The sequence below is a fragment of the Streptomyces novaecaesareae genome (genome assembly GCF_000716875.1).
In the GTDB taxonomy this organism is placed as follows: domain Bacteria; phylum Actinomycetota; class Actinomycetes; order Streptomycetales; family Streptomycetaceae; genus Kitasatospora; species Kitasatospora novaecaesareae.
Genome location: NZ_JNWQ01000013.1, coordinates 67495 through 91546, shown reverse-complemented (window position 1 = coordinate 91546; position 24052 = coordinate 67495). Strand labels below are relative to the sequence as shown.

The following is a 24052-nucleotide window of genomic DNA, read 5'->3' as shown; positions in this document are numbered from 1 at the left end:
TCCGCCTCTGCCCGTTCATTGGATCGCGGTCACCCGCCGACCTGGGCAACCCGCCGACCTGGGCACCCGCCGATCAAGGTAACCCGCAGGTCAAGCCGGTATCAAAAGTCGTCAGGAATGACGGTGGACAGGCGGGGGCGGGGCGGAGGAGTGGTCAGGCCGCGGTGGCGAGGAGGGCGGCGAGCTGGGTGCGGGAGGTGACGTTCAGCTTGGGGAACACCCGGTGCAGGTGCCAGCCGACGGTGCGCGGGGAGAGCAGCAGGCGTTCGCCGATCTCCCGGTTGGTCATGCCGGCGGCGGCCAGCTGGGCGATGGTCAGTTCCTGCGCGGAGAGCTGCTCGGCGAGCCGGCTGTCCGGCCGCCCCCGGTCGACCCCGGTGGCGCGCAGTTCGCGGCTGGTGATCTCCCGCCAGGCCGTCGCTCCCAGCACCTCGAAGGCGTGGCAGGCCTCGCGCAGCAGGGGCCGGGCCTGGCTCGGGCGGCGGGCGCGGCGCAGCCACATGCCGTACGCGAGCTCGGTCCGGGCACGCGGCCACGGCCACTGCCGGGGAGTGATCCGCAGGGCGTGCTCGAAGTGCCGTTCGGCGTCAGGGCCCTCGGCGAGCAGCGCCCTGGCCTGGGCGAGGTTGACGGCGGTGGAGAGCGGGAGCCCCCGGCCATCGCCGAATCCGGCGAGCAGCTGTCGCGCGTCCTCGGCCTGGCCGGCCCGGACGGCGGCCTCGGCGAGGTAGCAGAGGGTGCGGCGCTGGGCGGTGACGTGGTGGGAGGGCGAGCCGGGTTCGAAGAGGGGACGCAGAGTCTGGTAGGCGCCGCCGGGGTCGTCCGAGTCGAACAGGGCGACACTGCGGGCGAGGCGCAGCGTGGCGTGCAGCGCACCGACCTGGCGGCCGGCGGCGATGCGCTCGACGGCGGCGATGTCGGCGGCCGAGCCGACGAGGTCGCCGCGGAAGGCGAGCAGCACGGCGCGGGTGGCGCGGGCCCGGATCGACCAGAGCTGATGGCCGCCGGCTTCGGCGATGGCGAAGGCCTCCTCGTTCACGGTGTGGGCGAGGTCCCAGTCCCCGACGACGAGGGCGGCCTGCGCGTGCTTCGCCTGGACCTGAGCGAGCAGGCCGGTTCGGCCGTCGGTCCGCAGCAGCCGGGCGGCGTGGGCGAGCAGGTCGCCGGCCCGGCCGGGTTCGCCGGCGGTCAGGGCGGCGGTGCCGAGGAGCCTGAGCCGTTCGGCGTCGAGGTGGGCCGGCGGGCCGGCGCTGCTCAGGTCGGTGATCCGCTCGCTCGCCGCGTTCGGCGCGGCTGCCGCCTGGGCGAGGAGCCAGCGCGGATCGTCCTCGGCGTCGGCGAGTTCGGCGAGGCAGGCGGTCACCGCCCGGTGGGCCCGCGGGTCGGGGTCTGCCCAGGCGGCCGCCTCGACGGCGCAGGCCAGTACCTCCAGGGCGGCCTCGCGGTGGCCGGAGCGGGCCAGTCGGGACGCCAGTCGGCAGCGCTCGCTCATGACCGGGCCGCCGCGTTCGGGCCGGGCGGTGAACCGGGTGCGCGCGGTGTCGGCGAGGGCTTGTTGTTCCTCGTCGAGGCCGAGCCGGTCGGCGCGGGCGAGCAGCTGCTCGGCGAGACCGGGTCGACCGAGCTCGAAGGCGGTCCGGGCGGCGCGGACCAGTCGACGGGCCCGGTCCGCCGGGCGGGGCGAGAGTCGGGCGGCGAGCTCCAGCCGACGCAGCATCTGGACGGGCTCGCGGCGGCGCTCCGCCTCGGCGGCGGAGGCTTCGAGGGGCCCGGCCACCGGCTCGTGCTGATGGATCGCGCCCTGGGCGGCGTGCCAGCTCGCCCGGTACGGATCGGCAGTGGCCCGGGCGAGGGCGGCGTGCGCGGCGAGCAGCGCGGGCGCGCTCGCGTGCTGCTCGACGGCGGCGCGCGCCAGGACGGACCGGAATCGGATCCGCCCGTGGACGAGGCGCAGTAGCCCGTGGGCGACGGCCGGATCGAAGGTTTCGAGGCCGATCGGCCGTCCGGTCAGCGCCTGTGCAGCCGCCAGGACGTCGGCGACCCGATCGCCGAGCTGGACGGCGGCGAGCAGGACGACGGCTCCGGTGTCCGGCGGGAGCTCGCCCAGGCCCGGGGCGACCGAGCGGCTCAGCCGTTCGGTCAGCGGAGGGAAGCGACGGAGCAACTCCTCGCCGGGGGCCCCGGTGTCCCGCCAGGACAGCGGCAGTTCCCGAAGGGCCAGCGCGCTGCCGCCGGCGTCCTGGACGATCCGTCGACGCAGGTCGGCGTCGTGGACGCCCGCCTGCCGGAGCAGCCGTTCGGCCTGGGCCTCGTCCACGGGCGGCAGAACCAGCTCGGCGGCTCCGTCCAGGGCCTGCCCGCCGACCAGCAGCACCGCGGGTACGGCCGGCAGCTCGCGGGCGAGGGCGGACAGCGCACACCGGGACGGCCCGTCGAGATACCGCGCGTCGTCGACGGTCACCAGGACCGGCTGAGGGCTGCCGCCGATCAGCCGGGACAGCTCGGCGGCGGACACGGCGGAGGCGGCGGGAAAGGCGAAAGCGGGTGTGAAGGCCGGATGGACGGTTCGGAGCAGCCGGTCGCGCAGCGCCCGCACCATCGCGCCGGAGCTGTCCGCGTCGGTCGCGAGTGCGGTGGTCTCGATCACCAGGAACCCGCGCCGCCGGGCCGAGGCCGCCGCCTCGCGCAGTACGGTGCTGATCCCGGAACCCGGGTCGCCGGTGACGGTCAGGGCCCCGCCTGCCGTCCGGGCCGACTCCAGGAGCCCGTCGATGGTCTTCCACACCTGGTTCTCGTCCGCGATTGTTCGCACGGCCACCTCCCGCTTTCTCGCTTGCTCGGGAAGCGTAGGGGAGGGCCAGTGACTTCTGACTGACGGTCAGAAGCGGTGGCCGATGGAGAAGGATTTGCGCTGGTCAGGCGGCCTCCGCGAGCCCGGCGGCACCCTGTCGGGCAACCCGCCAGTCGCGCGGACTGACCCCGTAGGCGGCGCGGAAGACCCGGCTGAAATGCGCGGGGCTGACGAATCCCCACCGCTGTGCCACCGAGGACACGGTCGCGGCGGCGGCCGGCCGGCGGGCGAGCTCCCGTGCGCACATTTCCAGCCGCCGTCGCTGGATCCATTTGGCGACGGTGGTCTCCTCGTTCTGGAAGAGCTTGTGCAGGTAGCGCACCGACACATGGCTGGCAGCCGCGATCTGCTCGGGGGAGAGCGCCGGGTCGCCGAGGTGCCGGATGGCGTAGTCCTTGATCCGCGCGACTATCGCGCGGGCGGCCTCCGGTGCGGCCGGGCGCAGGCTGCCGCTGCGCTCCTGGATGAGGAGGGCGAGCAGGTCGACGGCGGTGTCGGCGAGTCGGCTGCCCGTGTACGGGTCGAGTCCGGCGGCGCCGCGGGCCAGCTTCCGCAGGTACGAGGCGACCAGAGCGACAGAGCCGGACTCGACGGTGAACGGAGTGGCGACAGCGGCCCGGAGATCGTCGTCCTGCACGTGCAGGGCGTCGCGCGGCAGGTGGTACGTCGTCAAGTCGAAGGGCTCCGGCAGTTCCTTGGTGAAGGGGCGGCTGGAGTCGGACAAGGTGAACTCGCCGGGGCCGACCACGACCTCCTTGCCGTCCTGGGTGAGCTTGCCGCGGCCCTGATGGTGGAGGGCGACGGTGATCCAGCCCTCGCCGCCGGCCGCGATCGTCCGCCGGGTGCGGCTGTTCACCTGCGGTCCGGCGGTCGCCCGGGTGATCTGGACGGCGCCCAACCGGTCGCTGCTGAGGCGGCCGGCGCGGGGTTCCGGTTCGAGGAGCCTGGTCTCCAACGGGATGAACGTCCGCGCGACGGCGTCGTGCCAGAACTCCGCACGCTCGGCAGGTGAGAGCGGCTCGGTGGAAATCGTCGTGGGCACAGGGCTCCCTTCGCTGTCGGCTGTGCTGGTGCTGCTCCGGCCCAGCCTCGCCGATCGGGTGACGCTGTCGCTCCTGCCAAATGACGGGCGGACCCCCCGGTCATGTGGATCCCCGCACGGTGACTGCGCGTACGGGCTCCAGGCGGTCCAGGTGGTCCAGGCGGTCTGCTGATTCGCCTGCCGGGCGCGAGAAGGGCGGGGAGTGACGGTGTTCGTCCCTCCCCGCCCTTCGTGCGTTCAGCGGGTTCGGTGCACCCGGCCGCGCGCCTTGAGCGGGGTGACGGGCAGCAGCGGGCCCGCGCTCACAGGCCGAACCGGGCGCGCTGGGACTGCGGCACGAGGTCGACGTAGTCGGGGTGCTTGCCGAGCCAGCCCCGGATGAACGGGCAGTACGGGAGGACGGCGAGGCCCTGCTCCCGGGCGTTGTCGAGGGCGGCGCGGGCCAGGGTGCCGCCGAGGCCTCGGCCGCCGAAGGCGGGGTCGATCTCGGTGTGGATGAACGCGATCTCGTTCTGGTGGCGGTGGTACTCGGCGAATCCGGCGGGGACGCCGTCCTCGGTGATCTCGAACCGGGACTTGTCGGGGTTGTCGGTCACAGTGGTCGTCATCGGAGCCTCCGTGGGTCGGGTCGCAGGGGTGGCCTGTGACGGAATTTAGTTTATCATTCAACTAGGCGGGATCGCGCGGCGGGTACGGAAGCAGGGAGTGGAGAGTGGGGGGACCGGGGGAGCGGTCGATCACTCGCCGATGAAGGCGAGCAGTTCCCTGTTGACCTCGGCGGCGTGCGTCCAGATGAGACCGTGCGGGGCGCCTTCGAGCACGACCAGGCGGGCGCCCACGATGGCCTTCGAGAGCGGGACGGCGGTCGAGCGCAGGGGCAGGGTGCGGTCGGCGTCGCCGTGGATGATCAGGACGGGGACGTCGATCCTCGGCAGGTCGGCGCGGAAGTCGGTGAGCCAGGTCGGGACGCAGTCCACGGTCGCCCTGGCGGAGGCCGAAACGCCGACGTTCCAGCTGTACTGGACGACCTGGTCGCTCACCCGATCGCCGCCGAGCACGTCCACGTTGTAGAAGTCGGCGAGGAAGCCGGCGATGAAGGCGGGACGGTCGGCGCGGATGGCGCCCTGGATCTCCTTGAAGACGATGCCGTCGACGCCGACCGGGTTGTCCTCGGTCTTCAGCAGGAACGGCGGCACCACGCCGAGCAGCACGGCCTTGGAGACGCGCGCCGAGCCGTAGGTGCCGAGGTAGCGGGTGACCTCACCGCTGCCCATGGAGAAGCCGACGAGCACCACGTCGCGCAGGTCGAGGTGGGTGAGCACGGCATCGAGGTCGGCCGCGAAGGTGTCGAAGTCGTAGCCGAAGGACGGCTTGCCGGAGGCGCCGAAGCCGCGGCGGTCGTACGTGATCACGCGGTGGCCGGCGGCCAGCAGCGCGGCCTCCTGCTTCTCCCAGGACGCACCGTTGAGCGGCCAGCCGTGGATGAGCACGACCGGCCGGCCGGTGCCGTGGTCCTCGTAGTACAGGTTGATGACGCTGGAGTTCTCCTCGTCGACGGGGATGAAAGGCATGGGTGCACTCCGTGCAGGTGTGGTCCTACCGGTGTTGGCCGCCGGCATGATGGGGACTCGGTACGGACGAATCTAGGGACCCGCGAGGTGGCGGCTTTCCTCTGCACGCACCGGCTCTGGTCCGTCCGGGCAGTGCCGGTGTCGGGTGCCGGCCGACTGGTCGGCGTTTCGGCGCGGGCCCGGGCGGTCCTTGAAGACTAGGAATCCGCATTCCTGATGCCGCTTGAGAGGATCTCCGTCAGAACCCTGTCGAGCTCGGCTTGCGCCTTGTCGTTCCAGCACTCCTGGGCGGACCGCGTCCTGGCCACCATGTCGCGCACATGGGTCGAAGCCATCCTGACGACACACCAGGACGGCCCCGAGATGAGTTCGACGTCCGTCTCGTCCTCACCGTGGGGCCGAACGCGTACATCGCCCTCGCCGGTCGGAAGGATGAGTCCGGTGGCGAGCAGATCCCGGCCGAACACCCACGTCGCGGCCGGCGGATCCGCCTCGGCTGCGAAGAGGTCCATCCGAACCGCCAGCGCATCGTCCGGCGAATGCCTCATGCGCACGGTCAGCTCATGCCATTCGTACTCCGCTGTCATCAGTTTCGCGCTGATCGTCTTCTCAAGGGGGAGCTGCATGATGGTTCCTTTCAGCTCCCCTGAAATTACCGGCGGCCCGGATATCGGTGAGCCGTCCCGCGCACGCATTCTTGACCTCCGGTGCACGCGATTCCGGAAAAGGAATGCGGCGCGGACGAACCGGGATTCGTCCGCGCCACACCCCTCACAGCCGATCACCAGGGTCGGCGCAGCGATCCGGGGAAGTACGCCGCGCCGGTTCGGTCATGCCGGGGTGGGGTCGGCGCCGGTGCGCAGAAAGCCGAGGTAGTGGTCGGCGAGCCAGTCGGCGTGGTCCCACAACAGGGTGTGGCGGCCGCCGGGGAGAACGTCAAGGTGGCCCTCGGGGAGGGCGGCGGCCAGTTCGCGGTGGAGCACCGCCGGGATGTAGTCCTTGGTGCCGGTGACGACGAGGGCGGGGACGCGGATGGTGGCCAGCCAGGGGCGGGCGTCGAAGTGGTAGGCGGCCTTCATCAGGGCCGAGATGTCGGGGGAGAGGGAGTTGTGCCGGACCGACTCGGCGAAGGCCTCGGCGAGTTGGGGCCGGGTCTTGCGGGCCGGGTTGACGACCATCGTCCGCATGTTGCGCTGGACGACGCGGGCCTGGAGCTTCCGGGGCAGCCGGAAGATCTGGCCCGCCATGGTCGAGGCGAGGCGCAGGCCCAGGTCGCGGACCGGCGACTGTGAGCGGAACGCGGCGAAGGTGTTGAGCAGGGCGAGGGAGCGGATTCTGTCCCCGGCCACCCGGGCCGTGTCCAGTACGACGGCGCCGCCGTAGGACCAGCCGGCGAAGTGGGCGCGCTCGACGGCCAACAGGTTCAGGAGTTCGACCATGTCCTGAGAGGTTCGCTCCACCGTCACCTCGGTGCCCGGGGCGAGCCGGCTGCCGTGGTGCCCGCGCAGGTACGGCCGGACGACCCGGAAGCCCTCCGCGGCCAGGCGGGAGGCGTGGTCCGACCAGTCCTCGGGCGAGCCGTAGCCGCCGTGCAGCAGGACGACCGTCTCGGGCCCGTCGCCGTCGAGGTGGTACGGGATCTCCGTCCCGTCCGAAGCGTGCATGACGGCGTGCGTGACGGTTCGTCGGCTGCCCGTGGTCATGGCGGTGAGTCCCTTCCGGCTATGGTGAAACGGTTCTCCTTCGAGTCAGTACAGGGCGAATCTTGATCGCCCACCGCTCACCTTTGCGCATTCCGCAGGCCCGCACGGTCGGCGGGCTCCGATCGGGTGCCCGGATGCTCAACTCTGAGCTGTATCGCGTGGACGGATATCTGACGCTTTGTACGAGGCGCCGGAAGCCGCGACTGTACGCTGAGCACCCATCCGATCCGTTGAGAGTGAGAGAGGAAGACACGTATGTCTGACGTCACCACCACCCCGCTGGCCACGCTGGCCGCGATCTCGCTGGACACCCCCGACCCCAAGACCCTCGCCGCCTTCTACCAGCAGGCGCTGGGCTGGGAGGAGATCTGGGCCGACGACAACGTCGTCTACCTGTCGGGTGGCGGCGTACGCCTCGGCTTCCAGAAGGTCGCCGAGTACAAGCGCCCGGAGTGGCCGACCCAGGACGTGCCGCAGCAGTTCCACCTGGACCTGAGCGTCTCCGACGTCCCGACTGCCGAGGCCAGGTTCATCGAGCTGGGCGCGACCCTCGCGGCCGAGCAGCCGGGTGGTGACCGCTGGCGCGTCCTGCTCGACCTCGACGGCCACCCGTTCTGCATCACCGCTCTGGTCTGACGCACCCTCGTCTCTTCCGGCCCCTCGCTCCGTAACCGTTCGACTGCGAGGGCATATGACCACGGGCATCCAGGCCATCAACGCCTACGTCGGCCGCACGTCTTTGGACGTCGGCCTGCTGTTCCGGACCAGAGATCTGGACATGGGGCGTTTCGGAAACCTCCTGATGGCCGAGAAATCGGTGAACCTTCCCTGCGAGGACGCGATCAGCAACGCGGTGAACGCCGCCAAGCCGCTGGTCGACGCACTGGGGCCGGAGGAGCGGGAGCAGATCGAGCTTCTGGTGGTCGGCACCGAGTCGGGTGTCGACTACGCCAAGCCGATCAGCACCTACGTCCACGAGTACCTCGGCCTGAGCCCCCGGTGCCGGTCCTTCGAGGTCAAGCACGCCTGCTACGGCGGAACCGCCGCCCTGCGGACCGCGCTCGGCATCATCGGCACTGCCGGCCACCCGGGCCGGCGTGCCCTGGTCATCGCCGCGGATGCCGCGGGCGTGGTCGACCGCAACACCTACTGGGAGCCCTCCCAAGGAGCCGGCGCGGTCGCGATGCTCGTCGGAGCGGGGCCGGGCGTCTTCGTTCCCGACCAGGGCGCCTACGGTCTGCACACCGCCGAGGTGATGGACACCTACCGTCCCGAGGCGTCCTTCGAGGCGGGCGACTCGGACCTGTCGCTGATGTCCTACCTGGAGGCACTGCAGAAGAGCTGGGCGATGTACGCGGACCGGGTCGAGGGCGCGGACATCCGGACGACCTTCGCCCACCTCGTCTTCCACAGCCCGTTCGCCGGGATGGTCAAGGGCGCGCACCGCACGCTGCTGCGCCGGCTCGCACGGTTGCCGGAGGACGAGATCACCGCCGACTTCGAGCGCCGGCTGGCGGACTCCCTCCGCTTCTGCAGCACGGTCGGCAACACCTACTCGGCCGCCCTCTACCTCGGGTTGTGCTCCCTGCTGGAGCACGGCGACTTCCGCTCCGCGCAGCGGATCGGCCTGTTCTCGTACGGATCGGGCTGCGCCTCGGAGTTCTACAGCGGGGTCGTCCCCGCCGGCGCCGGCGACCGGACGTTCGGCGTGCGCGACGCGATCGCCGCGCGGGTTCCGCTCACCATCCCCGAGTACGAGCTGGTCAGCGACCTCAGCGTGCGCCGGATGGGCGGGGTGAAGGACTGGGCGGACTCGACGGCCGAGTACGCGGACGTCTACGCGCGGGCGCTCGACGGCCGGGGCCTCCTCGTCCTCGACCGGATCGACGCCTACCACCGGAAGTACCGGTGGTCCTGATGCACACCCCGACGTACCGCACGCTGAACGTCGAGTTCCGGGGCCCGATGGTCACCGTGCGCCTCGACCGGCCCGAGGCGGGCAACGCCATCTCGGACGCGATGCTGGACGACCTGCACCGGGCGCTGGACGCTGCCGAGTCGGCGCCGGACTGCCGGATCGTCGTGCTCCGGGGCGAGTCCGGCGTCTTCTGTACCGGAATGGACCTGGTGGAGACCGCGGGCCAGGGGAGCGCGGGCCCGGACACCGCAGGCCCGGACACCGCAGGCCCGGACACCGCAGGCGGGGAGAGCGCGGACAGCGACTCGGCCCGCCGGTTCTTCGGCCTGATGAAACGCCTCACCACGACGCCGAGGATCGTGATCGCCGAGGTCGATGGCCGGGTCTCCGGAGGCGGTGTCGGCTTCGCCGCCGCCTCCGACTTCGTGGTGGCCACCGAGCGGTCGGTCTTCAGCCTGCCCGAGGCCCTCTGGGGGCTGCTGCCCTGCTGCGTCCTGCCGTTCCTGATCCGCCGGGTGGGCTTCCAGAAGGCCTACGCCATGACGCTGTCCACCCAGACGGTCACCGCCGCCCAGGCGCGCGAGTTCCATCTGGTCGACGAGCTGACGGCCGACCCCGCGCAGGTGATCCGACGGCTGGCCTTCCGGGCGTCGCGACTGACCGAGACCACCGTCCGGGACGCGAAGCGCTACTTCGGCGCCCTCCACGGCATCTCCACGGAGCACGAGGCCCTCGCGGTCGGCGAGCTCGGGCGCCTGCTCGGCACCGAGCACGTACGGCAGGCCATCGCCGGGTTCGCGGCACACGCCGAGTTCCCCTGGAACCGACAGCGTTAGGAGCTTCACGCATGCGAGTCTGGGCCTTCCCCGGTCAGGGGAGCCAGCGCAAGGGCATGGGCCGGGAGCTGTTCGCCCGCTTCCCCCGGGAGACCGCCGTGGCGGACCGGGTGCTCGGCTACTCGATCGCCGACCTGTGCCTGAACGACTCCGCAGGCCTGCTGCGCCGCACCGACCACGCCCAGCCGGCCCTGTTCGTCGTCAACGCCCTCACCTACCTGGCACACCGCGAGACCGATCCGGAGCCCGACTACCTGGCCGGTCACAGTCTGGGCGAGCTCAACGCGTTGTACGCGGCCGGCTGCTTCGACTTCGAGACGGGGCTGCGCATCGTCAAGCGCCGTGGCGAGCTCATGGCGGCCGCCTCGGGCGGCCAGATGGTCGCGGTGATCGGCCTTCCAGCCGCCCGGGTTGCCGAGGTCATCGCCGCGCACGGCGCCGTCGAGGTCGACCTGGCCAACCACAACTCGCCCACGCAGACCGTCCTGGCCGGACCCCCGGGACCGCTCGCCGAGATCAGCGCCGTGCTCCGGGCGATGCCCGGAGTGCGGTGCGTGGGGCTCAACGTGAGTGCGGCCTTCCACTCGCGGGCCATGGCTCCGGCCGCCGCCGAGTTCGCGGCCTTCCTCGCCGGACTTCCGATCGGGCCGCCGAGGATTCCGGTCCTGGCGAACGTCACCGGCTTCCCCCACCTGGCGGACACGGTGGCCGGGACGCTCGCCCGGCAGGTCGACAGCGCGGTGCGCTGGCAGTCCTGCATGGAGTTCCTCATGGCGCAGGGCGTCACCGAGTTGACGGAGCTGGGGCCCGGCCGGGTGCTCAGCGGCCTCTGGCGCGAGGCGGCGGCCGGGGCCGGCTCCGGCACAGCGCCGGTCCCGGTCGGCTCCGGTACGGCTCCGGCCGCTGTGCCGACGCCCGGGCGGGAGCAGGTGCCCGCGCCGGTGTCCGCCCGCGAGCAGCGCTCCGTGCCCGCCGAGCTTCCGGGCGAGCGCCTGGGCAGCGCGGACTTCCGGCGGGATTTCGGGGTGCGGCTGGCCTACCTGGCCGGCGCGATGTTCCGCGGTGTGGCCTCCGTCGAGCTGGTCCGCCGGCTCGGGGACCACGGGCTGCTCGGCTTCTTCGGCTCCGGCGGGCTGTCACCGGCGGAGATCGAGAAGGCGATCCTCGACCTGAAGGAGGGCCCGGGGCCGTGGGGCATGAACCTGCTGTGCCCGATGGACGAACCGGAGCTCGAAGCGGCCACCGTGGAGCTCTACCTGCGGCACCGGGTGCGCTTCGTCGAGGCGTCCGCCTACACGCGGATCACCGGGCCGCTGGTGCGGCTGCGGTTCAGCGGGGCGCACCGCAGCGCCGAGGGGCCGGTCGCGGGCTGCCGGATCGTCGCCAAGGTGTCGCGGCCCGAGGTGGCCGCGGCCTTCTTCGCACCCGCGCCGCCGGCGCTGGTCGCCGATCTGGTACGGCGCGGCGAACTGACCGCCGCGGAGGCCGAGATCGCCGCCCTGCTGCCGATGAGCGAGGACGTCTGCGTCGAGGCGGACTCCGGCGGCCACACCGACGGCGGGGTGGCGCTCACGCTCTTCCCCGCACTGGCCAGGCTGCGCGACGAGGTGGCCGCCGCGCACCGCTACCCCCGGCGGATCAGGTTGGGCGCGGCCGGTGGGCTCGGTGCGCCGGAGGCCGTCGCGGCCATGTTCCTGCTGGGCGCCGACTTCGTGGTGACCGGTTCGGTGAACCAGTGCACCCCGGAGGCGGGGACGTCCGAGGCGGTCAAGGAACTGCTCGCGGGAGTCGACGTGCAGGACACCGCCTACGCGCCGGCCGGCGACATGTTCGAACTGGGCGCCCGGGTCCAAGTGGTCCGCAAGGGCACCTTGTTCGCCGCCCGGGCCAACAAACTCTACGAGCTCTACCGCACGTACGAGAGCCTGGAGGCGATCCCGCCGGGAGTCCGGACGACGCTGGAGGAGTACTTCTTCCGCCGTCCGATCGCAGAGGTCTGGCAGGAGACCCAGGCGTACCACCGCCGGACCGGGGGCGAGGCGGAGCTCGAACGCGCGGCCCGCGACCCCCGGCACCGGATGGCGATGGTGTTCCGCTGGTACTTCGCCCGGTCGATCGCGCTCGCCGCGCAGGGTCGGGCGTCCGAGCGCGCCAACTTCCAGATCCAGTGCGGTCCGGCGATGGGAGCGTTCAACCGGGTCGTCGCCGGAACGCCGCTCGCCGACTGGCGGGAGCGGAACGTCGAGAAGGTCGCCGAGCTGCTGATGAACGGTGCCGCCCGGTATCTCGGAGATGCTCAGAAGTAGGCAGACCGCCCGGTCGGCAGCTGATTGGGTTCCAGGACACCGAGATTTCCGAAGGGAATTCAGCACATGTCCGAGGAACTGCATTCGGCGAATGCCGGAGTGATCGTGCACCGGACCGGCCAGCTCCGTGGCGGGCTGGCCGGACCGGCCCGGCAGGCCGCGCGTGACGCGGTGGAGTACCTCAACGCGAAGCACGCCGGAATCGCCACCGTCCAGATGTTCGAGGAGACCTTCGGCGTCCGGGACAAGCTCCACCTGTTCATGTACCTGCGCTCGCTCAGCGACTACGAGACGCTCACCCAGGCAGAGGGTGACATCTGCGGCGGCGTCTTCGGCAATCCGAAGCTGACCGACTGGGACCGCCTGTTCGTCGAGGGCACCGTCCAGGACACCGTCGCCCATCCGCACCGGTGGGGAATCCACGGCACCCTGACCGAGGCGATGGCCGCCGACCCGTCGGTCAACCCCAACGTCGACGGCCCGCACGGCCCGACGTTCGTGGTCACCCCCGCCGAGGCGCAGACCGCGCAGGAGCCCGGAGACATCGTGCACTCGGGCAACTGCGGCATTCTGATGCGCCGCACCGCGGAGTTCAACTACTCCTACCGCGACGAGGCCCGAGTCTTCGCCCGCACCATCGCGGAGAACGTGAACCTCTGCATGGCCGGGCACGCCTCGGTGTTCCTCTACGAGGAGGACTTCGGGCCGATGGACCGCGTGCACTGGTACATCCACATGAAGTCGATGGACGTCTACTACGCGCTGATGGGCCTGGACGCCCGGACCGACGAGAACGCGCCCCGGGCCTCGTACCTGCAGGACTGGATCTCCATGGACAAGGGCGGCGGCTCCTGGGACAAAATGCTGGTGCAGGGCAGCGTGCGGGACCTCGCGCTGACCCCGCGACGCTGACCCACCCGAAGAGGAGCACTGACGCCGTGACCGCAAAGCAGGACCTGCCCGTCATCGCCTTCCCCGACCAGGCCGCGTTCGAGAAGTGGCTGGAGGCCGAGCCCGAGGGGTCGGTGGGGCTCTGGCTGAAGATCGCCAAGAAGGAGTCCGGCATCCCCACGGTCTCCTACGCCGAAGCCCTCGACGCGGCGCTGTGTTTCGGCTGGATCGACGGGCAGAAGGACAAGTTCGACGACGAGTTCTGGCTGCAGCGGTTCACCCCGCGCAAGGCCAGGAGCAAGTGGTCGAAGGTGAACTGCGGCCGGGCCGAGGAGCTCATCACGGCAGGCGTCATGCGTCCGGCGGGTCTGGCCCAGATCGAGGCGGCCAAGGCCGACGGCCGCTGGGACGCCGCGTACGCGCCGCAGAAGACCGCCGCCGTCCCGGAGGACCTCCAGGCCGCGCTGGACGCGGTGCCGGCGGCGGCCGAGTTCTTCGCCACCCTCGACAGCAAGAACCGCTACGCGGTGCTGTACCGGGTGGGTGACGCCAAGAAGCCCGAGACGCGCCGGGCGCGGATCGAGAAGTTCGTCGCGATGCTGGCCGAGGGTAAGAAGATCTACCCCTGACGGACGGCCGACAATGGTGGAGGGGACCCGGTCTTCCGGGTCCCCTCCACCATGTCGGCTGCCGTCGGACGGTGCCGTCAGGAGTCGTCCTCGCCCCAGGTCCAGGGGGCCATCGGCGGGAACGCCGGCCGGGGTGCCTCGGCCACCTCCGGCTGGGAGAACTTCGCCGAGAACCGCGAGCCGGCCTCGATGTGCCGGGCGAACCGCTCGCGGAAGCCCGCGTCGTCCGGCAGGCCGGCCTCCCGCGCGGCCACCAGCAGCAGTTCGACGAACCGCTCCCGCTGCGCCTCGGTGATGCCCAGCCGCAGGTGCGCGTCGTAGAGCCCGCCGACGCCGCCGCGGTCCTCGGTGTACCGCGCCGGGCCGCCGAACATCTCGCCCATGAACTTGGCGAGGTTCCGGACGTGGGACTCGCCCGAGCCCGCGAACATCGGGCCGATCAGGTCGTCGGCGACGACCAGGGCGTGGAACAGCTCACACAGCTCGCGCACGACCGGCTCACCGCCGATCCTCTCGTACATCGTCGTCATCGGGACCGCCTCACCAGGTCACGGTGAGCTTGAGCGGACCACGCGACATCAGGCTCTTCTTCCAGGTGACCGCGTCGTCCCCGGCGAGGGCCAGCTCGGGGAAACGGCGCAGCAGCGCCTCCAGGGCCACCTGCAGCTCCAGCCGGGCGAGCTGGTTGCCGGGGCAGTGGTGCGCGCCGTAGCTGAAGGCCACGTGGCTGCTGCCGTTGGGCCGGTGGAAGTCGATGTCCTGCGGGTTCTCGAACACCTCGGGGTCGGTGTTGGCGGTGAACAGGGTCGGCATGACCCGCTCGCCCTGCCTGACCAGCTGCTCGCCGATCCGGACGTCCTCGGTGGCCATCCGGGAGAAGCCGGCCGTGGCGGTGACCGGGACGACCCGCAGCAACTCCTCGACCGCGCGCGGGACCAGGGTGGGGTCGGCGACCAGCTCCTCCCAGCGCTCCCGGTTGCTCAGCAGCGTGTAGACGAAGCCGGCGATCTGGTTGGCGGTCGTCTCGTGGCCGGCGACCAGGACCGACGAGGCCAGGCCGAGCATCTCGCCCTCGGTCAGCGAGCCGCCCTCGTCGTGCGCCTCGACCAGGACGCTCAGCAGGTCCGTGCCGGGCTCCTCCTGGTTGCGGCGCAGGGCGACCAGCTCGGACAGGTAGCCGAACATCTGCATCCGGGCGGCGTTGATCTCCTCCGGGGAGAGCCCGGAGTCGGCGGTGGCCAGCGTCGCCCCCGCCCAGCCGACGAACTTGTCGCGGTCCTCGTAGGGCACGCCCAGCAACTGGCAGATGACCAGGATCGGGACGGGCAGCGCGAACAGGTCGACCAGGTCGGCCGGCGAGCCGGCGGCCTCCAGGGCGTCGAGCCGGGCCTCCACGATCTCCCGGACGGTGGGGGCGAAGGCCTCCATCCGGCGCGCGGTGAACGCCGCGGTGAGTGCCTTGCGCAGGCGGGTGTGGCCGGGCGGGTCCATCGCGGTCAGCGAGTCGGGCCGGGGCACGAACGGGTGCAGCCGCGGCTCGTCCTCGCCGACCGACTCGGCCCGGCTGAACCGGGGGTCGTTCAGGACGGCGCGGACATCGGCGTGACGGACCGCCAGGTAGGTGGTGCCCCCGTAGGGGGGCTGGACGCACCGCATGCCCTCAAGCTCCATCAGCTCGCGGTACGCGGGGTCGATCTCCAGTCCCTGGGGTTCGGCGAACGGATAAGGGCAGACCGGTTCCTGGTCCTTGCTCATGCAGGGCCTCCGCAGTTCCTTCGGTGGTGAGCGGTCAGCAAAACACGGCCAGATCTGCGGAGATGCTCAATCATGAGCTAGCACGGAATCCGGAATTGCCTAGCATCCGTCGGGTACCCACCCGAAGGGAAGCAAGCGATGACCGTCGAACCGCCGGCCACCCTGGCCGAGTTCCCCGCCCCCCGCACCTGCCCGTTCCAGCCGCCGGAGGTGCACCGCGAACTCCGCGCCAAGCACGGGGTGTTCCCGGTGGCGCTGCCCAGCGGCAAGCACGCCTGGCTGGTGGCCGGGCACGAGGCCGTGCGCAAGCTGTTGGAGGACTCGCGGCTGAGCGCCGACCTGAAGCACGAGAACTTCCCCGTGCTGCGGGCACAGGCCGTCGAGTCGCCGCTCAAGGGCACGTTCATGCGCTCCGACGGCGAGGCCCACATGCGGATCAGGCGGATGCTCAACCGCGAGTTCACCGTCCGGCGGGCCGAGTCGATGCGCCCGATGATCGAGCAGATCGTGGACGCCCGCCTGGACGCCATGGAGGCCGCGGGCCACGGGGTCGACCTGGTCGAGGAGTACGCCTTCCCGGTGCCCTCGACGGTGGCGTGCCAGGTGCTCGGCGTGCCCTACGAGGACCACGAGTTCTTCCAGGTGCGCACCCGGACGATGATCAACACCACCAGCACCCCGGACGCCGTCCGCACCGCGGCCATGGAGCTGTACGGCTACCTGGGCAAGCTGGTCGCCCAGCGCGCCGAGCAGCCGGCGGACGACCTGGTCAGCCGCTTCCTGGCGGAGCAGGTCGAACCGGGCCACCTGGAGGCCGCGGAGCTGGTCTCCATCTCCATGCTGCTGCTCGCGGGGGCGCACGAGACCACCGCGTCGATGATCTCGCTGGGCACGCTCGTCCTGCTCCGGCACCCGGAGCAGCTGGCCCGGCTGCGGGCGGAGCCCGAGCTGATGCCCAGTGCCGTCGAGGAGCTGATGCGGTATCTGACGGTGGCCCAGGTCGGCACCTTCCGAGTGGCGACGGAGGACTTGGAGGTGGGTGGAGTGCGCATCCCCGCGGGCGACGGTGTCATCCTCGACCTGGCCTCGGCCAACTGGGACCCGGCCGCATTCCCGGAACCGGAGCGCTTCGACATCGGGCGTTACGCGCGCCGGCACGTCGCGTTCAGCCACGGCCCGCACAACTGCGTCGGGCAGTCGCTGGCCCGGCTCGAACTGGCGGTGGCGTTCGAGCGGCTGCTGGCCCGCTTCCCGGACCTGCGGCTCGCGGTGCCGGAGGAGGAGCTGGCGTTCCGCCCCCACACGCTCGGCCTGTCCGGCGTGGCGGCCTTGCCGATCGCGTGGTGAGGCTGACCGTCAGCGCGGACCGGGACCTGTGTTGCGCCTCCGGCAACTGCGTCCTGCTCGCGCCCGCGGTGTTCGACCAGTCCGAGGCGGACGGCCAGGTGGTGGTGCTCGATCCGCAGCCGCCCGTCGAGCTGTGGCCGGCGGTGCGCGAGGCGGTGGAGGTGTGCCCGGTCGTCGCCATCACGGTGCGGGAAGCCGCCAGGGTGCAGGAATAGCGATCGGGCGGAACCCTTGAGGGTGTTCCGCCCGATTCTCGGTGAAGCCCGTTCGCCCGGTGATGCCGGGTTCGGTGAGGCCGGGTCAGGCCAGCGAGCACTCGTCCATGTAGTGCTCGAGCCGCTCCGGGTGGACCATCAGCCGGTTCTTCGGCGTGGTCTCCACCGCGGAGAGCTCGCGGAAGCGCTTGAGGAAGAACCCGATCCTTGACCGGGTGGTGCCGACCATGGCCGCCAGTTCCTCGTGGGTGATCTTCTGATCGAACATCACCCAGTCGGACTCGGTGGCGACCTGACGTCTGGCCATCCGCAGCAGCGTCGCGGCGAGCCGCTGCTCGCTGTCGCAGGTCACCAGGTGGGTGATGTGCTCCTGCTGCTCGAACAGACGGGTCGTGAGGTACTGGAGGTACTCCTCGAAGAGCCCGTGCGTGGAGAGCGCCTCAAGGAACCAGCTGCGCGGGATCTTCCGGGCGACCACGGGCGTCATGGCGGTCGCGGTTTCCTGACGTACGGGTGAGAGCAGACAGGACTCCCCGAGGAGGTCGTATCTGGAATAGAAGGCGAGCAGACAGCCCTTCCCTCCGGGCGTCACCGTGACGGCCTTGATGTGGCCGCTGGTGATCAGGTAGACGGACTCGTCGCTGTCTCCGCAGACGTAGAGGTTCTCTTTCCTGCGCAGCTCGACCCTGGTCGAGTGCCGCCCGGAAGCATGCAGTCGCTCGTCGAGCATGCTGCCGAAGAAGTCGATGGAAAACATTTCAACCCCCACCTGGTGACGGCCTCTCCGCAACTGGAAAGGCTCAGAAGTTATTTCCGTCACAAAGCCCCCCGTGGGCTGTGATGTCTCGACCGCGCCGGCGCTTTCTCGTGCTGCCGTCTGGTCGGGTACCCGGTAATCCCGGGGCCGCCGCGCGATTGGGATGCGAGCGTACTTTACCGAATCTTGATGGTCGGCTCAAAATTGAGCACTATGCGCGGGTCGGTCTTGCCAGTGTGGTGTGAGCAGGCTCCGGTACCCCCGGTGAGGTGCGGAAACGTGTGGAGACCCCGGCCTGTCGGCGCTCGATCGAATGCGAAGTGTTCGGACCGCGACAACTTGTCGAAGTCGCGACAAGTGAAACGACTTTCTGCGGCTATATCACCCCCCCAAGGTTCTCTGACAAGGACGCAAAGATGGCCCTATCGGTTCTGATCGCCGGTTCCCACCTCGCCCTGGGCGCCCGGCTCGCGCTCGGCGAGCTGCGTCAGGGGGCCGAGGTGATCGTCGCCCTGACCCCGCCCGGCGCTGCCCGCGAGGCCTGCACCGAGCTCATCGCGGCCGAGCTCCCGGGAGCGTTCCCGCGGATCTCCTACCTGCCGCTCGCCGACGCCGTGCGGGGCGGCGCGGACCGCGTCTGGTGGCTGCCGGCCGGTGTCGCCGGCCCGGTGCGCCGCCGGGCCCTGCACGCCGAGGCGGCGGACCGGGCGCTGCTTGCCGACGCCCGCCCCGGACCGGTCGTCCAGGCACTGCCCCCGCACGTCCCCGTGGCGCGGGACCTCGGCGAGCGGGTGGTCCGGCTGCCGACCGTGGTGGACGCGGCGGGTGGCGAGTGGGACTGCTTCCTCGGCGCGGTGGCCGAGGCCGCCGCGCGGAGCGACCGGGTGCGGCTGCCGGCCCCGCGCGGCGAGGCGCTGGCGCTCACCACGGCGGAGGCCGCGGCCGCCGACCTGCTGGCCGGGGCCGAGGTGCGGGCCTCGGTGTTCACCGTGGCCGGGCTCTGCCGGATCCTCGCCGACGCGCTGCGCCTCGACGCCGAACCCGCCCTCCCCGGCGAGCTCGCACAGGAGGATATGAGCGGTTTCGGGCGGATGCTGGCCGGTGAGAGCGACGACACACCCGGGATAGTAGTGCCGGACGCCGTGAGCGCACAGGCTTGTGCGGCGGCTGAATCGGCCGCCCGTATCGCGGCCGGACGCCGGGCGCGCGCCGCGGCCGCCGAGCGGCTGGCCGAGCGCCGGACCACGGCGGGCGGCACGCCCTACCGTGCGATCGGGGCGGGAGACGTGCCGTTCGTGGTCGTCAACGCCCTCGGTCAGGGCACCGGCTACTGGTGGCGGCTCGCCGCGGAGCTCGCCCGCACGTCCCGCGTCCTGCTCTGGGACCAGCGCACGGATGGGCCGCTGGAGTCTCAGCTCGCGGACCTGGCGGACATCCTCGCGGCCGAGGGGGCGCAGCGCGCGCACCTGATCGCCTGGTGCACCGGGGTGAAGATCGCCACCGGCCACGCCCGTCGCGCCCCGGACGCGGTGGCGTCGATCACGATGCTGGGCGCGGACTTCAAGCACGACGGCCGGGATCCCGGTCTGGAGACGCCCTACGACCGCAACCTCGAACGGGTCTGCCGGACTCTGGCCGACCGCCCGCAGCTGGCGGAGCGGATGGCGGGGCTGTTCGACACCGTGGGTTCGGACGGTCCGGCCGGCCTCGCCCAGGAGATCCGGCGGCCGTTCTCCTCCGGCTCCGCGTTCGCCGCGTACGCCGCTCAGATGGTGGACTTCTGGGCACACGACGAGCTGCGGTGGTCCGAGGACGTCCGGTGCCCGGTGCTGTTCCTGCAGGGCGACCGCGACACGGTCGTGCTGCCCGAGGCGGTACGGGCCGCCGCGGGCCTCTTCCCCGACGCGCTGCGGGCCGAGGTCCGCGGCGGCAGCCACTACCTGATGTACGACCGCGCCGAGCTGGTCGCCGCGGTCGTCGGTGACTTCGTGCGCGATCCGGCGGCGTGCGCGGACCGCGCGGACGGTCTCAGCTGGACGGGCTGAGCTCCTGCTCGGGCTGGAAGGCCGCCCAGAGGCTGGCCGCCGTGGCGAAGGTCCCGGCGGCCAGCAGCGCGTCGGGCAGCCGCCGCCCGAAGTGCTGCTCCAGTTCGAGGACCAGCGCCACCGAGGCCATGGAGTCCAGGCCGAGCTCCCCCAGGGAGGCGTCCGGGGCGAGCTCCTGGCCGGGTCCGAGCAGGCACAGATGCGGACGGAGCAGGTCGATGAAGGACGGGGTCATGGTCACTCCTTGAACGGTTGGTGGAGAGGTTCCCGGTGCAGGGTCAGCCGGGAGGCGGAAACGAACCGGCCCCCGTCGACCACGACCTCGGCCGGGGCCGGGTGGCCGAGGAAGGCGAGCAGGCTCGCACTGAGCCCGTAGGCGCCGACGTTGGGAACCTGGAGCAGGTCGCCCGGCTGCAGTTCGGGCAGCGAGACCCCGCGCGACCAGGTGTCCAGCGGGGTGCAGAGCGGGCCCGCCACGGTGCAGCCGTCCACGACGCTCTCGCGGGGCGCCACCGGCAGCAGGTCGGGCACGATGCGGGGCACGCGCAGCAGGCCGGACATGCCGCCGAGGTGGTGGATGCCGGTGTCCAGGACGACGAACCGCTGCCCCTTGGACTCCTTGACATCCAGCACCCGGCACAGGAGCCGGCCCGCTGCGCCGGTGAGGTACCGGCCGGACTCGAAGGAGACCCGGGGCGAGCCGGCCCGCCACCCCGGCAGGGCGGCGTCCAGCAGGCCGGTGACGGTCCCGCGCAGGCCGGGGAAGTCCGGGCGGGCGCCCGCCCGGGCGTAGGGCATGGCGAAGCCGCCGCCGAGGTCCAGCTCCGCGAGGGGTTCGCCGAGCGCCGCCACCACCCTGGCCGCGACCTCGATGCTCGCGGCGAACTGGCGGGCGAGCACCGCGACGTCCTCGATGTTCGTGCCCATGTAGAGGTGCAGGCCGGTGAACCGGGCACCCGGGCGGCTACGGAACAGCTCGGGCCGCTCGCACACCCAGGACGCGTCGGCGCCGAAGGCCGAGGCCGTCCCGGTCATGGTGAGGCCCATCCCGGCGATCGGCTCGTCGGCGTTGACCCGTAGCAGGTACTCCACCTCGACACCGAGCCCGGTGGCGTGCTCGGCGACCCGGGCCAGGTCGGTCGGGGAGTCCACCGAGAACCGCCGGACGCCCTGCCGCAGCGCCTGCTCGACGGCCTCGGGGCTCTTGCCCGGGCCGTTCATCAGGATCGCCGACGGCGCGAACCCGGCGGCGAGCGCCGCGGCGATCTCGCCGGTCGAGCTCACCTCGGCCCGTAGTCCGAGCTCCGCGAGCTGGGCGCCGACCAGCGGGTGCGGGTTCGACTTGACCGAGAAGTACAGCTCGCTCCCCTCCGGGAGCACGGTCCGCAGATCGGCGGCGGCCGTCCGGACCTCGGCCAGGTCGTAGACGTACGCGGGCGTGCCGAACCGCTCCGCCAGCGCGGCGGCTCCGGACGGGGCGAGGAGCTCGGTGGTCATACCGCGGTCCGGCTGGGGGCGGAGGGTGACAGCGCTGCCAGCAGCAGCCGCTTGTTGATCTTGCCGTTGGAGTTGAGCTCGAACTGCTCGATCACATGGCACTCGCTCGGCACCTTGTGCCGTTCGAGCCGGTCGGTGAGTTCGGCCAGCACTTCGTGCGGTGCCACGTCGCCGGTGACCACCAGGACGGCCCCCCGGTCGCTGGTCGGCGGCAGCACCGCGGCCAGTCGCACCCCCGGAACGCTCTGCGCGGCGGCCTCCACCTCGGCCGCGCTCACCCGGAACCCGCTCTGCTTGTAGACCTCGTCGCGGCGGCCCACGAAGTAGAGGTTGCCCTCGGCGTCGATCCGGCACTGGTCGCCGGTGTACAGCGCCCGCCGGCCGTAGTTGTCGGTACGGAACCGGATCGACGTCCGCGACTCCTCGCCCCAGTACCCGGCCATCACGTGCGGGCCGCGCACCACGAGCTCGCCCACCTCGCCGGGCGGGAGCCGGTCGCCATTGCTGTCGACCACGAAGATCTCGGTGTCCGGCAGCGCCCGGCCGCAGGTCCCCGGGTGCAGCAGGTCGTCGTTGGGATCGGCGATGGTCACCCGTTTGCACTCGGTGAGACCGAACATCGACACCACGTCGAGGCCCGGGATGAGCCGGCGGAGCTGCTCGGCGAGCGAGTCGTGCAGCCGGGCACCCGTGTTGGTGACCATCCGCAGCGCGAGCGGCATCCGGCCCTGGCGGGCGACCAGCAGCGCCAGGGTGGTCGCCAGCGGAGCGACCAGTGGCAGCACGGTCGCCTCGTAGTGGTCGAGCATCCGGACCAGCGCCGGGCCGGCCTCGCTCTCGTCCGACAGGACCAGGCAGGAGCCGGCGAGCATGCTCAGGTAGACCTGGTAGAGGCCGTAGTCGAAGGACAGCGGCAGGCAGCAGAAGACCACGTCGGTGCTCCGGTAGCCGAGCCTGCTCTGGATCGCTTCGGCGGCGAACAGGACCTGGGCGTGGGTGGAGATGACGCCCTTGGGCAGGGCCGTGCTGCCCGAGGTGTAGAGCAGACCGACCGGGTCCACCGAGAGGGTGCCGGCCGGCGGCAGCGGCTCGGCCGGGCCGGCTTCGAGGGTGTCGAAGGCCAGGTTGGTGACGTCCTCGAAGGCGAGCTCCGGGGTGACCTCGGGGCTGACCAGGACCTTGGGCGTGCAGTCGAGGAGCACCTGGACCAGCTGCGCCCGGGGCGTCCGGTCGCTGGCGACCACGTAGATGGCGCCCAGCCGTGAGACGGCGAACACGGCCGCGGCGGTCTCCGGGGCGTGCGGGGCGACGATCACGACCCGGTCGCCGCGCCCGACGCCCGCCGCGGCCAGGGCGGCGGCGTACCGAAGGCTGCGCTGTCGCAGCTCGGCGAAGGTCCAGACGGTCTCCCGGCGGCGGATGGCAGCCGCGTCCGGGCTGCGGGCGCTTTGTCCGTCCAGCAAGTCGTGCAGGAGAGTGGGCACGGGGTGTCCTCCTTAATGGGCCAGACGAATTGAATCGAGAATGGCTTGGCGCAATAGGAATTGACGCTAGGTTCCGGCAAATATTCGGGCCGCTCAACATTGAGCAGATCGACCGAACCCCCGGCATCTATGGTCGGCCGGAAGGGTGAATAGCGTCGATCAGAGGAGGGGTAGTGGCGGAGTGTCGGACGGCGGACCGGCCCTGGCTTATCGGTCCCCGCGCGGACGCCTGGTTCGTATTCGGCCTCGGCGGCCTTTTCTCGCTGGTGCTCTACCTCTGCTGGCGCGCGGGTGACGGGTTCCTGGTGGTGGCCGCGGTGTTCGCGGTGCTCGTCGATTTCCCGCACGTGCTCTGGACGTCGCTGCGGGTGCTGCTCGACCCGGACGAGCGCGAACGGAACGGCCGGCACTACCTGGTGAGCCTGGCCGTCATCCTCGCGGCGGTCGGCGGGCTGACCGTGGCCGGGCGGTTCGATGTGGTGCTGACGGTGTTCGTCGGCTGGCAGGTGCTGCACGTCGTCAAGCAGCACATCGGCATGGTGTCGGTCTACGCGGCCCGGGCGCAGTCCCGGCGCGACCGGCGCCCCGCCAAGTACCTGCTGATCGCGGGCTGTTCGGCTCCGGTGCTCTACCGGCTGTCGGAGGGGCTGCACCTGGGCCACTACGTCATCGCCGGCCGGCCGTTGCCGTTCTCCGACGCGGAGGTCCTGTTGCCGCCGGTTCCGGTCGCGGTGGTCGTGCTCGGCTACGCGCTGTTCGGGGTGGCCCTGGTCCGCTTCGTCGTCGACGAGGTCCGCAGCGCCGAGCGGCTGCCGGGGATCGCGCTGGCCACCATCGGTGTCGCGCTCACCTTCTACAACCTCTCCTACGTGCTGGTCAGCGACCCGTACGCGCTGATCCTGATCGCGACCACCTTCCACGGCTTCCAGTACCACGTCATCTCGTGGGCCAGGAATCGTGGCCGGTTCGCCGGCACCGGCAGCCGGCTGCTGCTCGCCCGGCTGACCTGCCCGAAGTCCGTGTGGCCGCTGGGCCTGGCCCTCGCGGGCGTCGGCGGCGCGCTCTCGCAGGGCGAGTTCGTCCTGGGCGGCGTCATCCCGTTCACCATCGTCCTGCACCACTTCTACCTCGACGGGCGCCTGTGGAAGCCGGCCGGCAATCCCGGCCTGGCCCGGCATCTGGCCCTGGCCAGCCGGTAACGGGAG

The 24052-nt window shown here is 71.6% G+C and carries 22 protein-coding genes; 10 read left to right on the top strand and 12 right to left on the bottom strand.

What is annotated here, in order from left to right; all coding sequences use genetic code 11:
- Nucleotides 1-154 precede the first annotated feature (154 nt).
- The 6 genes from OP86_RS07365 to OP86_RS07335 form a co-directional block, all read right to left on the bottom strand.
- Nucleotides 155-2818: a helix-turn-helix transcriptional regulator gene (locus OP86_RS07365; protein WP_106973352.1), complete on the bottom strand. Its 2664-nt coding sequence runs from the start codon at nt 2816-2818 to the stop codon at nt 155-157.
- A gap of 97 nt (nt 2819-2915) precedes the next feature.
- Nucleotides 2916-3893 carry an AraC-like ligand-binding domain-containing protein gene (locus tag OP86_RS38685; protein WP_051829801.1) on the bottom strand — a complete coding sequence of 326 codons (978 nt, stop codon included), beginning with the start codon at nt 3891-3893 and terminating at the stop codon, nt 2916-2918.
- 302 nt (nt 3894-4195) lie between these two features.
- Nucleotides 4196-4501, bottom strand: a complete 306-nt coding sequence (locus tag OP86_RS07350) for a GNAT family N-acetyltransferase (protein WP_030056106.1) — start codon at nt 4499-4501, stop codon at nt 4196-4198.
- A 129-nt stretch (nt 4502-4630) separates the two neighbouring features.
- Entirely contained in the window at nt 4631-5464 is an 834-nt protein-coding gene (locus tag OP86_RS07345) for an alpha/beta fold hydrolase (RefSeq protein WP_030056105.1), read from the bottom strand.
- A gap of 197 nt (nt 5465-5661) precedes the next feature.
- A complete protein-coding gene (locus OP86_RS07340; protein WP_030056104.1) occupies nt 5662-6090 on the bottom strand; it encodes an SsgA family sporulation/cell division regulator in 429 nt (142 codons plus the stop codon).
- Nucleotides 6091-6294: 204 nt separating this feature from the next.
- Nucleotides 6295-7167, bottom strand: coding sequence for an alpha/beta fold hydrolase (locus OP86_RS07335; protein ID WP_030056103.1), 873 nt, complete (start codon nt 7165-7167; stop codon nt 6295-6297).
- 255 nt (nt 7168-7422) lie between these two features.
- On the opposite strand from OP86_RS07335, the gene OP86_RS07330 reads away from it, so the two are divergent.
- The 6 genes from OP86_RS07330 to OP86_RS07305 all read left to right on the top strand — a co-directional run bounded on the left by OP86_RS07330 (nt 7423) and on the right by OP86_RS07305 (nt 13747).
- A complete protein-coding gene (locus OP86_RS07330) occupies nt 7423-7803 on the top strand; it encodes a VOC family protein (protein ID WP_030056102.1) in 381 nt (126 codons plus the stop codon).
- 55 nt (nt 7804-7858) lie between these two features.
- Nucleotides 7859-9085, top strand: coding sequence for a hydroxymethylglutaryl-CoA synthase family protein (locus OP86_RS07325; protein ID WP_030056101.1), 1227 nt, complete (start codon nt 7859-7861; stop codon nt 9083-9085).
- The gene (locus tag OP86_RS07320) at nt 9085-9921 is read left to right on the top strand and encodes an enoyl-CoA hydratase-related protein (protein ID WP_030056100.1); all 837 of its coding nucleotides are present in this window, start codon (nt 9085-9087) and stop codon (nt 9919-9921) included. Before OP86_RS07325 ends, OP86_RS07320 begins: the two co-directional genes overlap by 1 nt.
- An 11-nt stretch (nt 9922-9932) precedes the next feature.
- Nucleotides 9933-12227, top strand: coding sequence for an ACP S-malonyltransferase (gene fabD, locus OP86_RS07315; protein WP_030056099.1), 2295 nt, complete (start codon nt 9933-9935; stop codon nt 12225-12227).
- Nucleotides 12228-12293: 66 nt separating this feature from the next.
- Nucleotides 12294-13139 (top strand): DUF6039 family protein, encoded by an 846-nt coding sequence (locus OP86_RS07310; RefSeq protein WP_051829800.1) that lies wholly within the window; start codon nt 12294-12296, stop codon nt 13137-13139.
- A 26-nt stretch (nt 13140-13165) separates the two neighbouring features.
- Nucleotides 13166-13747, top strand: coding sequence for a YdeI/OmpD-associated family protein (locus OP86_RS07305; RefSeq protein WP_030056097.1), 582 nt, complete (start codon nt 13166-13168; stop codon nt 13745-13747).
- Nucleotides 13748-13824: 77 nt separating this feature from the next.
- On the opposite strand, the gene OP86_RS07300 is transcribed toward OP86_RS07305, so the two are convergent.
- Together OP86_RS07300 and OP86_RS07295 are read right to left on the bottom strand one after the other, a co-directional pair.
- Nucleotides 13825-14277, bottom strand: coding sequence for a globin domain-containing protein (locus OP86_RS07300; RefSeq protein WP_051829799.1), 453 nt, complete (start codon nt 14275-14277; stop codon nt 13825-13827).
- A 10-nt stretch (nt 14278-14287) separates the two neighbouring features.
- Nucleotides 14288-15502, bottom strand: a complete 1215-nt coding sequence (locus OP86_RS07295; RefSeq protein ID WP_030056095.1) for a cytochrome P450 — start codon at nt 15500-15502, stop codon at nt 14288-14290.
- A 138-nt stretch (nt 15503-15640) separates the two neighbouring features.
- Here OP86_RS07295 and OP86_RS07290 point away from each other — a divergent pair, with 138 nt between their 5' ends.
- Entirely contained in the window at nt 15641-16849 is a 1209-nt protein-coding gene (locus OP86_RS07290; protein WP_030056094.1) for a cytochrome P450, read from the top strand.
- Nucleotides 16846-17064 carry a ferredoxin gene (locus OP86_RS07285; protein ID WP_418952598.1) on the top strand — a complete coding sequence of 73 codons (219 nt, stop codon included), beginning with the start codon at nt 16846-16848 and terminating at the stop codon, nt 17062-17064. Before OP86_RS07290 ends, OP86_RS07285 begins: the two co-directional genes overlap by 4 nt.
- Nucleotides 17065-17149: 85 nt before the next feature.
- Here the strand turns inward: OP86_RS07285 and OP86_RS07280 are convergent, their stop codons facing one another.
- Complete coding sequence (locus OP86_RS07280; protein ID WP_051829798.1) at nt 17150-17821, bottom strand: Crp/Fnr family transcriptional regulator; 672 nt, start codon at nt 17819-17821, stop codon at nt 17150-17152.
- 416 nt (nt 17822-18237) lie between these two features.
- Here OP86_RS07280 and OP86_RS07275 point away from each other — a divergent pair, with 416 nt between their 5' ends.
- Nucleotides 18238-19866: an alpha/beta fold hydrolase gene (locus OP86_RS07275; protein ID WP_030257056.1), complete on the top strand. Its 1629-nt coding sequence runs from the start codon at nt 18238-18240 to the stop codon at nt 19864-19866.
- Here OP86_RS07275 and OP86_RS37830 read toward each other — a convergent pair.
- Genes OP86_RS37830 through OP86_RS07260 form a run of 3 tightly spaced genes read right to left on the bottom strand, consistent with a single transcriptional unit; the run spans nt 19850 to nt 22847 of the window.
- Nucleotides 19850-20101, bottom strand: a complete 252-nt coding sequence (locus OP86_RS37830; protein ID WP_030257054.1) for a phosphopantetheine-binding protein — start codon at nt 20099-20101, stop codon at nt 19850-19852. The two genes, OP86_RS07275 and OP86_RS37830, sit on opposite strands and share 17 nt — an antisense overlap.
- Nucleotides 20102-20103: 2 nt before the next feature.
- Nucleotides 20104-21363: a type III PLP-dependent enzyme domain-containing protein gene (locus tag OP86_RS07265; protein ID WP_063832315.1), complete on the bottom strand. Its 1260-nt coding sequence runs from the start codon at nt 21361-21363 to the stop codon at nt 20104-20106.
- Nucleotides 21360-22847: a class I adenylate-forming enzyme family protein gene (locus OP86_RS07260; protein ID WP_030056088.1), complete on the bottom strand. Its 1488-nt coding sequence runs from the start codon at nt 22845-22847 to the stop codon at nt 21360-21362. Before OP86_RS07260 ends, OP86_RS07265 begins: the two co-directional genes overlap by 4 nt.
- A gap of 173 nt (nt 22848-23020) precedes the next feature.
- On the opposite strand from OP86_RS07260, the gene OP86_RS07255 reads away from it, so the two are divergent.
- Nucleotides 23021-24046: a hypothetical protein gene (locus tag OP86_RS07255; RefSeq protein WP_030056087.1), complete on the top strand. Its 1026-nt coding sequence runs from the start codon at nt 23021-23023 to the stop codon at nt 24044-24046.
- Nucleotides 24047-24052 lie beyond the last annotated feature (6 nt).